This window comes from Xenorhabdus hominickii (assembly GCF_002632725.1).
Taxonomy (GTDB): domain Bacteria; phylum Pseudomonadota; class Gammaproteobacteria; order Enterobacterales; family Enterobacteriaceae; genus Xenorhabdus; species Xenorhabdus hominickii.
This window is the reverse complement of the sequence record NZ_NJAI01000003.1, coordinates 14,744-27,306: the sequence shown is the minus strand read 5'-3', so window position 1 is coordinate 27,306 and position 12,563 is coordinate 14,744. Positions and strand designations below refer to the sequence as shown.

The following is a 12,563-nucleotide window of genomic DNA, read 5'->3' as shown; positions in this document are numbered from 1 at the left end:
TTAAGAGGCTTACTTCATGGTATCCACGCACATTGGTTTTCCGATAGAAACCGTTGCTGTATTCATTATTCTGTCGGTGGGTGCGCTCCTTATCGATCTCTTTATGCATCGTCATGATAAGCCGATTTCGCTGCGCAGCGCTGCCCTTTGGTCTGTTTTCTGGATCGCAATTGCATTTGTTTTCGCAGGTTTCCTGTATGCTCGTCATGGCGAAGAAACCGCCAGCCTGTTTATAACGGGCTATGCACTGGAAAAAGTCCTTTCCGTCGATAATCTGTTCGTCATCATGGCGATTTTCTCTTGGTTCGCCGTGCCTGACCGCTATCGCCACCGTGTTCTGTATTGGGGAATTATCGGCGCGATCGTCTTCCGTGGGATTTTCGTCGCCATCGGGACAAGCCTGTTAGCTTTGGGACCATGGGTTGAAGTGGTGTTTGCGGTTATTGTCGGCTGGACAGCGGTGATGATGCTGAAAAGCGGTGATGATGACGATGAAATCGAAGATTATTCGCAGCACCTTGCCTACCGTCTGGTGAAGCGTTTCTTCCCGATTTGGCCGAAACTGCGCGGTCATGATTTTATGCTGAACCAAAAGGAAGTAGATGCAGAGCTGGCTAAACCAGAAAATGCAGATGTGAAAGCGGGTCGAGCAGGCAAAGCAGCGCTTTATGCTACACCACTGATGCTGTGTCTGGCTGTGGTTGAACTGTCTGACGTGATGTTTGCCTTTGACTCTGTACCTGCGGTTATTGCTGTCAGCCGAGAGCCTTTGATTGTGTACAGCGCCATGATGTTTGCTATCTTGGGCCTGCGTACACTCTACTTCGTGCTTGAAGCACTGAAAAAGTATCTGGTGCATTTGGAAAAAGCGGTAATTGTTCTGCTGTTCTTTATTGCCATTAAATTAGGTTTGAACGCTTCAGAACACATATTCCACCATGGTTATTCCATTTCGGCGACAAGCAGCCTATTTGTGGTCATCGGGGTATTGGTTGTCGGTATTATTGCCAGCCTGCTGTTCCCACAAAAAGAAAATGCAAGTTAAATCCGGTAAGTTAAATCTAGCTAAGTAAAATAACGTAACAAATGAGGAAATAAAAATGGGTGTATCTCTTTCTAAAGGCGGTAACGTTTCTCTGAGCAAAGAAGCGCCAACCATGAAAAACGTTCTGGTCGGTCTTGGCTGGGATGCCCGCGCAACTGACGGACAGGACTTTGACCTTGATGCATCTGCCTTCTTGCTGGCAGCTAACGGCAAAGTACGTGGTGATGCAGATTTCATTTTCTACAACAATCTGAAATCTGCTGACGGTTCCATCATGCACACAGGCGACAACCGTACCGGTGAAGGCGATGGCGATGACGAATCACTTAAAATCAAACTGGATCAGATCCCTGCTGACGTAGAAAAAGTCGTGTTTGTTGTCACTATCCATGACGCACAGGCTCGTCACCAGAGCTTCGGCCAAGTTTCCGGTGCATTCATTCGTCTGGTTAACGATGACTCTCAAGTTGAAGTGGCTCGCTATGACCTGACAGAAGATGCATCTACTGAAACTGCCATGCTGTTCGGTGAACTATACCGCCACAATGGTGAGTGGAAATTCCGCGCAGTAGGTCAGGGTTATGCGGGTGGCCTGGCTTCTGTTTGTGCGCAATATGGAATTAACGCTGCTTAATTGATACCGAATAGATTTCTTATTGCATCAAAAGGCAGCAAAGAAACGAACCCTTAAGAACATAAATAACGATGTGACGGGGTAAGTGATCGTAGCCAACAAAGCTGCAATTTGAAAGATAAAGGGTATAACTATACAGTGATGAAAAGCCCTGCTCGACCCTATAAGCAGGGCTTTTATTTTATCGACATTACAATCGACTGACTGCTGATGTTTCATATTTAAAGCCAATAATCAGCCTCTAATTAGTTAACATTTAGTACCAAACTGTCAACCTCGATAGATTAATCTACATAAATTCATTTTTATTTTATGTTTTATTTTAAAATTCATACATTCTGGATTTTTATTCTTTCGATGGCGAAATAAGCACTATAACAGGAGAATTTAGGTGGAGGGAGAATGGTCAGATATATTGACTTTTCTTAATGTTAAAAAATTTAAGCCAACTTATTTAGTTTTATTCATCAAGGCGTTGAAAAAACACTTTGTAAAATATAAAAAAACGATTAGCTTGCAAACGGAGAAACATCATCAGTTAACAGTTTGGTACTAAATGTAACCCTTTTTCGCTTCCCTCTTGCTCGCCAAATTCCATCAAAGCGACCAGCATTACTCGCGGTGTACCTGACGGTATGACGAATATTGCGATGGCCTAAATAGTCTTGAATCAATCGAGTATCGACACCATTATCCGCTAACGCATAACCACACGAATGACGCAACATGTGCGGATTCGCGCAAATCGCAATTTCTGCCTTGATGCTGGTGCTCCTGATAATTTTATAAAATTGCTGCCGTGACAAAGGTTCCCCGGATCGGGAGATAAACAGCCATTCACTTTTACCAAATTTTTCAAATTTTTTACGTATAGTCATCCACTTACGCAATAATTGAATTTCACGTAAAACCATAGGGTGAATAGTCGAAAAACCATTTTTCAAACGATTAACACTCAAACTCCGGTCACGCAGATCCACATCAGACATCCGTAACCTCAATAGCTCAGAAACACGAAAACCGTGAATAAAGCCCATAAAAAGCATACAGATATTACGTTCTGCATTGGCACCATTTTCTAATTCAGCCAATAGTTGCTCAATCTCAGAATTAGTTAAATATTTACGTTTTAGCATAATGAATTACTCTCTGTGGTAGTTGGTTATTGTCTCTTATAATTAAAATCATTCATGGATAGGAAACTTTTTGAATAAATCATTCCCGTAAAAAATGAAAATATTTCCAACCGGATCACCAATAACATTTTTCTTAATATAACCAATTGATACAAATAACAAATTATAAAATTATTTTTACACAAACTAAAAATCATCTTAATTTTCCAATAACAAAAAAATACAAAAACCTTATATAAATAGAATGCGCTATACAGAAAAACTATCTTTTTTATTGTCAGACAACAAGTCCAAACACTGTGAAAACACATTCCACCTCATGAGATAATGCGATAAATAATATAAGCAATCAATTGTTTTTGGTTACCAAGATACTATTTTTAGTTACCAATATACTAAGAAGTAAAAAATTTAATTTTTATATCGCACGACACATTGATAATGAATAAAATGTAATATTAGATAAATGGCGAATAATAATTGCATGACAGATTTATGTCATAAATATGACAATCTATTTGATACATACCCAATAGATTTCGAGTTGCAGCGCTTATGTCTTGAGAACGAATTCCCCAGTCATATAGCTAACTATTATGACTGGGGTGAAAGAAGTGGTGCGATCTCTTTCTATCGAAGAAGCCATATCTATCTGTTAGATATAGCTTTATTAGTGGCATTCCATTTTATAAGATGCTGATAATCTTCACTTCTGACTTAGTGAAAGTGGGAATAGAATCAAAAAACTCACTCTCTGATTATCACTTCTCTGTGATGGGTTTTAGTTTAGCCATAAAATGGCGTAATATCGGTGGTTCATAAGTAAAAGTTAAGCCCTTGATATCAGCCACGCGCTGCTTTAAGGCAATAAAAGCATCGACGATATAATCCATATGATCATTGGTATACACACGACGAGGGATCGCCAGTCTCAATAGCTCCATCGGTGATTCTTTTTGTTGGCCTGTCAGTGGATCACGCCCCAATAATAAAGAGCCAATTTCCACACTTCTGATACCCGCTTCCAAGTATAATTCATTATTCAACGCATGCGCTGGAAATTGATCACTGGGAATATGGGGCAGGAACAATTTAGCATCAACAAAGACAGCATGTCCCCCGATCGGGTACTGAATAGGTATTCCCGCTTGCTTAAGTTGTTCCCCTAAATAGGTCACCTGATTAATGCGGTAAGATAAAAAGTCTTCATCCATCCCTTCTTCGAGACCAATCGCCAGTGCCTCCATATCACGCCCAGCAAGCCCGCCATAAGTCACGAACCCTTCGAGAGGAATGCAGCGGATCCGTGTTTCATTAAACAACTCCTCATCATCACGAAAACAGCAAAGACCACCGATATTCACCATTGGATCTTTTTTTGCAGACATCGTCAGCATATCGCCATATTGGTACATTTCTTTGACGATCTCTTTGATAGATTTATCTGCGTAACCCTTTTCTCTCTGCTTAATAAACCAGGCATTTTCACAAAAACGTGCTGAATCAATCACGACGGGAATATCATGTTGCTTCGCTATTTCATATACCGCTTTCATATTAGCAAGCGAAACCGGCTGCCCTCCCGTACTATTGCAAGTGACTGTCGTTATAATGGCAACAACATTATCCGCACCATTTTCTTTAATCGTCTTGTTAAGGACTTCAATATCAAAGTTACCTTTCCAATCGTAATAATGGCCCGTATCAAAGGCTTTATTTGTGACGACATTGATAGCCTTGGCACCGTTTAATTCCACATGTGCCATTGTTGTATCAAAGTGAAAATTAGAAATGAATACGGGGTTTTTAGCTCCGCCTTTTAGTTTTTTTCTGGCAATCAGGGTAGGAAATAAAATCTGCTCTGCACCACGGCCTTGATGAGTAGGGATCGTGTATTCGTATCCGATCAACTCCTTAACTTTATCCACCAAATTATAATAATTGCGAGATCCCGCATAAGCTTCATCTCCCATCATCATACCTGCCCACTGTTGATTACTCATAGCCCCAGTGCCAGAGTCAGTTAGCAGGTCAATATAAACCATATCAGAAGAGAGCAAAAATGGATTATACCCCGCAGTTTCCAATGCTGTTTCACGTTCAGCACGGTTTGTCATACGAATATTTTCTACCATTTTAATGCGGAAGGGTTCTGGAATACGCTTCATCTTAATATTCCTATTTAGAGATAAAAAATAAAATGATCCACACAGCATTAAGAAAAAACGCTTAAATGCCAGACTTTAAAAAATAGTTTTTTTCAAAATGGAAATCTGTGATTAGATAGGAGCAGGCTTCAATATTCGATTGATAAGATTAGAATGCACTTGAAAAAAGCATTTGTACAACATTAACTCAAGACTCATACATTAAACCCATACGATATTAATACCTAAAGGAATACTTATACAATAATAAAATATTTCTGTCTATGTAATTTTTAAATAATAGTAAACCATAAAAAACAATATCTATAAAATAATAAGATAAAGGTACAATTAAATATAATGCTTATTTAATTAAACTTGTAATAAACTACTATAACGAATACTAAATAAAAATAACCATCAATCTTAGGGTAGCCATTTACATTTATCATCGCTATTTACAAAACTATTATGTGATCGAATTTTAACAAGCTATTTCAAAATGGAAATATCCAGTAATTTTTTGCGCGTCGCTTCGCAAAGAGCAACATTGTCGATAGCATGTTAGTCAACTAAACGCTAGGGTGGATGCCGATTATTAAGCAATGAATGCGGTACAAATGAAAACACGTATAAATTCGCGGTGCAGTACGGGCAAAGTGCTGATAAAGTATCGCCGTATCCCCCAATAACACAAGGAACGTACAAATGAGCCTTCATGTTTCATTTCGCCATACTGACATTGATATCCCAGAATTAATACTAAATGGCAGCACACTCAGCGATGCTGGATTTACCGCGAATGAGTTATTTCATATCTCACAATTTTCCAATGGCGTCATTATATCTCTCATTGATCCCAACACAGATCTGGTCAGCTTGATCAATGAAATCGAAAATAATCCATACGAAGGGATCGACAACATTCGCGAAAATGGCGAACTTTATATTGCAGGGGATTGGCTAACGAGCAGTAATTTGGTGGAACAGCCTATTAACATTGAAATGGAGCCAGGCAAGATTATCCTTAAACCCAAATTAATGGAATTACTGGCCTGAACCGATAATCTAATACTTTGCCCAAAATCATATATTGTTTAAAAAAAACACATTGACCAAAAATTCGTGTTCATTAATGAGCCGGCAAAATCTTGAAAGGAATTCCGGCTTTTAGTGTTTCCAAAGATTTCGGATCATTTCATTAAACGTAGCCGATTAAAACTCATCATCGCATTTACTTTCCTCCTGCCAAGTCAATAAAATTACCCGTAACATAAGACGATTCATCAGACAGCAGCCACGCAATAGCCTGAGCCACTTCTTCCGGCTGGCCACCCCGTTTCATTGGCAGAGAATCTTTGATTCGGTCAACCCGTTCAGGCTCTCCACCAGCAGCGTGCATTTCAGTATAAATAAATCCAGGGCGCACAGCATTTACCCGAATTCCTTGTGCAGCCACTTCTTGTGCCAGCCCGATTGTCATCGTATCAATGGCACCTTTCGATGCCGCATAGTCAACATATTCATGGGGAGAGCCCAATCTGGCTGCGGCTGACGAAACATTGACGATCCCTCCGCCTTGCCCGCCATGACGAAAAGCCATTCTTTTGACAGCTTCACGCGCACAGAGAAAATATCCCGTGACATTCGTTGCGAAAATTTCGTTTAGCCGTTCTGCCGTCAACTGCTCGATAGTGGCTTGGGGTTTTAATATTCCGGCATTGTTCACTAATCCAGAAACATACCCCAATTCTTGTTCCGTCCGCTGGAACAAAGCCACTACCTGTTTTCATCCGCGATATCCACCTGAATCGCAATGGCAGACCGCCCAAAAGATCGGATTATATTCACAACTTCATCAACTTTATCTTTACGGCTACGATAGCCAATGCAGATATGATGCCCTTATTTTGCCAAGCAAAGCGCCGTGGCTTTACCTATGCCACGGGAACCGCCTGTAATGATCGTCACTTTTTGCACAACCGCATTCTCCGAATCATTGTTTCACATCAAAACCCTGAGCACGCACTAACTGAGTCATCGATTTCAAATCAGCCACCAAATCATCAAAATTGTTATCCAACAACTTCTGGTGCATTTCACTGAATGCCAAGCCCATATCCTGCAAACTCTGAACGGTTAACAATTTGGCTTCCTGAAATTGCGAACTGCTGGCTTGATGCTGTTTCAGTAATGCCAAAGATTCCAGCGCACTTTTAATCATCGGCAAATAACGGCTCAAGAACGCAGTCCCATGCGGAACGTCTCTTTCATCCTCTTTCATACAAGCGATAATAGCACGGGTTTTTTCTTCAATTTTGTTCAGATGAGGCCAAATATCCCGTGGAACAGCAGACTGATATGCCATAATCGTGGTTAGTTGCTGATAATATTCGCTGAAAGCACCCGATGTCACTTCCTCTTCGCTCGGCATTTTAACTGTCTCCGATGCATTTTTATTTCTACTTGCGTCCTTGAATCCTGCTCCACTTTTATCAGGTGTTTTACCTGCCAGCTTTTCCTCTTTCTGTTTATCTTCACTGGATTCTGTACGTTCAGCACAGCCCAACAAGATGACTAACACGACATAAGTGATACAGAACCACGTGGGAAATGGCTTGAGGTCATATGCCAGTAGGGAGACAACATGAATACAGACTATCACCAGCAGAAGGAATCGCCCACCAGTCACCTTCCGTTGCCCAATCACCTTGATAAGCAACATTGCAAACCCTGCCAGTAGAACAAATACAGGCAACAAGTCTGCAAACCAGCACAATATCAGCATCAATACGACGACAAAATATTGCATAGCTCTTGTGCATTTCTCTCTCTGGGGAGCCCAAAGTGCCACCATACCAACATAGTTAGAAAAGAATATCAGTGATTCAGCTATAGGGGAGTGATCGCTTCCCCAAGGTTTCCATTGAAGGTTAATGGTCAGGGCACAGACAATAAACCCCGTAAAAATCCCTATACCATGAAATAACAGGCGCCAAAAAAATGCTTTTATCATATCCACAATAAAGCTCATTCCTTATAAGCAGTATAATCAGCAAATCATAGACACATCCCACGGAATAGGATGTGTCTATACACAACAGATGAAACAGCAGATTACTGATATTTCGTCACTGCGGCACTCAAGCGCTGACGCAGGTTTTCTTCCATATTAGCCAATTCAACTTCAACCTGAGCACGTTTCGTTTTCGCGTCAGAAGCAATGCGCATGGTGTCTTCAATCGTGCTGACCAGACGGTTCTGCACATCACGCAATGTTTCCACGTCAATAATGGAACGTTCAACTTCTGTTGCTGTTGCGATGCTATTTTGCTGCAACATTTCCGCATTTCTGCGCAACAATTCATTTGTGGTATCACTAACTTCTTTCTGTAATTTAGCCGCCTTGCCTTGTGCTTCTAACGACGATTGCAGTACCAGCTGACTCTTCCAGATAGGCAAAGTTGTCATAATGCTGCTTTGGATCTTTTCCACAAGCTGCTGGTTATTGCTCTGCACGATACGAATTTGCGGCGCCGTTTGAATGGCTACGGCTTTTGATAATTCCAGATCATGGATACGGCGTTCAAAACGAGTGATATTTTCCACCAGATCCTTCACACTCTGGGCATCCATCATGTCCTTAGACATTTCAGCTTTCATGCTCAGTTCAGGCAGAAGCTCGTTTTTTACTTGCTCAAGTTTTTGCTTGCCCGCCTCAACATACAGCGTGATATCTTTATAAAAACTAAGGTTGCGTGTATAGAGCTGATCTAAAATATTAATATCACGAACCAAATTGGTCATCGCCCGATCAAGGTGAGAGCCGATAGTATCCACCTGCTGCGTCAATGTTTTTCTGTCAACGACAGCCCGCTCAGCTTTCTTAAACAAGCCACCGATCAAAGGCAGGTTACGCAAAAAACCACTGGTTTTCTCTTCGTCAGTCAGCACGCCATTTTCACGCACGAACATAACCAGATCGGACAGTTTCTTACCCACCTCTCCCGCTTCTTTTGAACGAACATTCTCTAACAGAGAATCAGCAAAACGAGCAATTTCGCCCATCGGCTTCGCGCCATAACTAATCACTGCGGCAGGCTGAAAAATATCAATTTTATCTACCAGTGCATTGACTTTTTCTTGCTCAACGCGTTCAGCTAATTGGGTGGTGCCAACCTGACGTTCAAATGATGGTATAGGCATAGATTCCGTATTCATTAAGTAGTCCCATTGTTAAATTAAAATACACCCTTTATCTTTCAAGTTGCCTTTTTGTTAACTGCAATGCAATTTGAAATTTATTGGGCATAACAGAATGGAAAATAACAAATATTATACGATTTTCAGTATTTATTTAAAACCTATTCATCTCAAGATAAGCGTGATCCCATGCTGCGAAAAGCCATAATATTCGTTTGATTTTCTTTGTATTTTTTAAAAAGTTTCTCTAATACTCTTGGCAGTTCATCTTTTAAGTTGCCACTTTATTGGTTGCACTGAGATTTAATATCTACATAGCAAAACTCATTAAAAATAAACATATTTTAACATATATCCTTAATGTCACCCAAAATGCAATTATTTGTTCTGAAAAGAAAATATAAAATAACCAAATATCAAAACATAAATATTACCTATGTTAAATTTGCAATCAGAACATTCAAAACTATACTCCAAACTGCAAGAGTAGATTTCGGGTTTAAGTACTCTAATCAGAGGACATATATGATGAAAAGCTTGAAGTTATCAGTTGCAGCATTACTGGTGTTGTTTTCAAGTACAGCACTTGCAGCACCTGCGGTATCAACCGAAACCGCGTCAAAAACAGCAACAGCAGTAGAACACAATGTCCAAAAGGTAAAAAATAAAGCAGGCTCATTAGAGAAAAAAGTCACCAAAGGAGCCAAAAAACAAAAATCATCTGGAAAAAAAGCTATCAAGAAAAAAGGGGCAAACACCGCTCAATGTAAAGATGGTACTTATAGTAAGAGCAAATCCCATAAAGGGGCCTGTTCTCGCCACGGTGGCGTTGCTAAATGGCTATAATTTTCCGGTGATTTTTCATCATACATAATTAGGGAGCTTCGGCTCTCTAATTCTTTTCTGATAATAGTCACATTTTTTTATCTAATTTAATAGTATACTTTCATTAGCATCAGCCTGCATTCATCGAGTGATTCAGTTGCAATAGGATGAATAAAGAATAAATTACCAAACAACCAAAAAAATTGGAATAATAATGCGATTTACTGACGATAAAAAAATAAGAAAATCGATAATCAGGTTATTCACCTACACTGAGCAAATTATCCTGCTCAAGAGTTTTACATTAATTCAGAATGAAACCAGAGATAATTTCACCAACTGGTTAAAGGGGATAGCCTATGAATTTATAGACTCGGTAAAAAATGTAACAATACTTCCTATTATTATGGCTACATTTTATTTTTTCGATCCACCGAAATCACAAATCTATAACTACATCGCCAATTATGCTGTTTTAATCTATCTTGCTTTTTCTCTTTTAGCAATTTTAAATAAAGCCAGAATTATTGGATGTGGATATGTCATTGGTTTAAAACTATTTTTATTTTGCATAAGTAACAGAATATTTTTTGAACCAAAATCAGAAAATAAAGCATATCCCCCACTAAATACACAGAGCATTAAGGTTTATATTGACAATGATGCCAAAAAAAGAAAGCTCATTACAAAGACATTTACATTTAAAGAACAGTTAACGTTATTACGCCTTTTTTCTATACAAAGGAAAGAGACTAATGGTGATTTTTGGGGATGGCTTAAAAAAGAAGCTGATGCTTCTTTTTCCTCAATCAAAGTTGTATTGATCATTATTTTTACTATGTTCATTTTTATCTTAATAAAACAACCTGACGCATGGAATTATATACTTATTCTCTTCTTTATTATGATATCTATTATGACATTAGTTTGCATATTTTCGTTATCACACTTTATGGGCTGTAAACTGACGACAAGCATAAAATTACTTTACTTTCATATTAAAAGCAAAGGCACGGAATTAGATAAAAAATGAAATATCGTCCAAATTTATAGATTTAAAAATTCCATTACCACTATTTTTAGTATAAAATATAAAAATAAATCACAAATAATGATATTAAAGAAAATAACACTCAAATAAAAAATAATAACAATAAAACAAGATAAGAAATTAATCTTTAATAACATTACGTTAAACCATCAGCCATTAACACAAACTATGAATTGATAACAATATCAAGAATAAATATTTTATTAATAACGCAATGCACAAAATAAAATCCTAATAATCATTACATTAATTTACCATACAAAATAAAAACTATAGGTATTTATCAGTAGGGTGCTATGCTTCATCACAGAAATGAATCTTATCAATGACGGATAATAGTAGCCACATAGGTTTTGTTCTGCTAATATTCGTGTGTTTTTTATCCAGATTAATAAAACGAGGAGAAGCAAATGCCCTCTCGAATGATGAGGACAACTGCGGTCTTCGCTTTCTTTATCTCATTAATTTTTACCGGTCTGAGCTATGCTTCGACCAGTACCTCACAAATGAAAGAGTACTATCACAATGGCATTCAAATAAATTTGCCTGACTTGCGAAAATACCCTTCAGGTACACCTCGGAAGAAAGCGTTTTTAAATATTATTGTCCCTGTAATTGATCAGCATAATCAAAAGATTATGCAAGACCGCAAATGGCTCCTGTCACACCAGAAAAAACATAACTGGTCTGCACAGGATATCAATCAATTGAAAAAGATCTGCATGGATTACAAAATGACCTGCCATTCACCAAAACAGGTCAATTGGAACAAAGTGCTAAGCCGGGTTGACATTATACCAACCCACTTTGTTGCCACTCAGGCAGCCGCAGAATCCGGCTGGGGAACCTCAACGCTGGCCCAGAAAAATAATAACCTGTTTGGTATGCGTTGCGCTTCTTGTGGCAAAGCGAAAGGAAAAATCAAAGGTTATTCTGTTTACAGCAACATCAATGATTCTGTCGTTGCTTATATGAAAAATATGAATACGCACCGTGCCTATGAGTCACTGCGTTCGTCACGTGCAAAACAGAGGACGGCCCAGAAACCACTGAATACCAGTAAACTGATCGATAACCTCAACGGTTATTCCGAACTGGGTACGGCTTATAATCGCTATTTGCATCAGGTATTTAATGGTAACAAGAGTCTGATTTCACAGGTACAGGAATTTACTCTCGAATAAATTCGGGTAATGTACCAGAAATAATCTTTAAAAGAGATTATGTTAAGGATAACATGCTAAAAATTATGTTTTGTTTAATATTATACCCAATGAATTTCAAGTTTAAGCGCAGCATGAATCACGAGTCACATCTATCGGGTCACATAGTTGATTTATGACTGGAAAATAAGCGCAACCACCCCAGAGACAACTTGAAAGATGAAAGATATAGCCCATTATTAAACAATAAAGACATCAGATCACCTGTATACTCGCCCAAAAATCCACTTTGTATTAATTACAAGGTGGATTATTTTTATAACTATTCCTCTCTATTACCTGTTGTAGATACATGTAAT

10 protein-coding genes and 1 pseudogene are annotated in these 12,563 nt (G+C 38.8%); 6 read left to right on the top strand and 5 right to left on the bottom strand.

Features of this window, described 5'->3' with window-relative positions; genetic code table 11:
* Positions 1-16: 16 nt before the first annotated feature.
* Together Xhom_RS45445 and Xhom_RS45450 are read left to right on the top strand one after the other, a co-directional pair.
* Positions 17-1,045, top strand: coding sequence for a TerC/Alx family metal homeostasis membrane protein (locus Xhom_RS45445; protein WP_069317078.1), 1,029 nt, complete (start codon positions 17-19; stop codon positions 1,043-1,045).
* Positions 1,046-1,100: 55 nt separating this feature from the next.
* A complete protein-coding gene (locus Xhom_RS45450) occupies positions 1,101-1,679 on the top strand; it encodes a TerD family protein (protein WP_069317079.1) in 579 nt (192 codons plus the stop codon).
* 509 nt (positions 1,680-2,188) lie between these two features.
* Here Xhom_RS45450 and Xhom_RS45455 read toward each other — a convergent pair.
* Together Xhom_RS45455 and tnaA are read right to left on the bottom strand one after the other, a co-directional pair.
* Complete coding sequence (locus Xhom_RS45455; protein ID WP_069317080.1) at positions 2,189-2,815, bottom strand: tyrosine-type DNA invertase; 627 nt, start codon at positions 2,813-2,815, stop codon at positions 2,189-2,191.
* Between the two features lie 761 nt (positions 2,816-3,576).
* Complete coding sequence (gene tnaA / locus Xhom_RS45460; RefSeq protein WP_069317081.1) at positions 3,577-4,983, bottom strand: tryptophanase; 1,407 nt, start codon at positions 4,981-4,983, stop codon at positions 3,577-3,579.
* Between the two features lie 687 nt (positions 4,984-5,670).
* On the opposite strand from tnaA, the gene Xhom_RS45465 reads away from it, so the two are divergent.
* Positions 5,671-6,021: a SymE family type I addiction module toxin gene (locus tag Xhom_RS45465; RefSeq protein ID WP_069317082.1), complete on the top strand. Its 351-nt coding sequence runs from the start codon at positions 5,671-5,673 to the stop codon at positions 6,019-6,021.
* A 175-nt stretch (positions 6,022-6,196) separates the two neighbouring features.
* Here Xhom_RS45465 and Xhom_RS45470 read toward each other — a convergent pair.
* From Xhom_RS45470 to Xhom_RS45480, 3 genes and pseudogenes are all read right to left on the bottom strand, one after another.
* Positions 6,197-6,852, bottom strand: a pseudogene (locus Xhom_RS45470) (SDR family oxidoreductase).
* Positions 6,853-6,958: 106 nt separating this feature from the next.
* Positions 6,959-7,978: a 5-bromo-4-chloroindolyl phosphate hydrolysis family protein gene (locus Xhom_RS45475; protein WP_232326372.1), complete on the bottom strand. Its 1,020-nt coding sequence runs from the start codon at positions 7,976-7,978 to the stop codon at positions 6,959-6,961.
* A gap of 101 nt (positions 7,979-8,079) precedes the next feature.
* On the bottom strand, positions 8,080-9,183 hold the full coding sequence (locus tag Xhom_RS45480; protein ID WP_069317084.1) for a toxic anion resistance protein: 1,104 nt from the start codon (positions 9,181-9,183) through the stop codon (positions 8,080-8,082).
* A 354-nt stretch (positions 9,184-9,537) separates the two neighbouring features.
* On the opposite strand from Xhom_RS45480, the gene Xhom_RS45485 reads away from it, so the two are divergent.
* From Xhom_RS45485 to Xhom_RS45495, 3 genes are all read left to right on the top strand, one after another.
* Positions 9,538-10,011, top strand: a complete 474-nt coding sequence (locus Xhom_RS45485) for a DUF3761 domain-containing protein (RefSeq protein WP_232326120.1) — start codon at positions 9,538-9,540, stop codon at positions 10,009-10,011.
* 193 nt (positions 10,012-10,204) lie between these two features.
* On the top strand, positions 10,205-11,023 hold the full coding sequence (locus tag Xhom_RS45490; RefSeq protein WP_069317086.1) for a hypothetical protein: 819 nt from the start codon (positions 10,205-10,207) through the stop codon (positions 11,021-11,023).
* Between the two features lie 428 nt (positions 11,024-11,451).
* The gene (locus tag Xhom_RS45495; RefSeq protein WP_069317087.1) at positions 11,452-12,225 is read left to right on the top strand and encodes a protein bax; all 774 of its coding nucleotides are present in this window, start codon (positions 11,452-11,454) and stop codon (positions 12,223-12,225) included.
* Positions 12,226-12,563 lie beyond the last annotated feature (338 nt).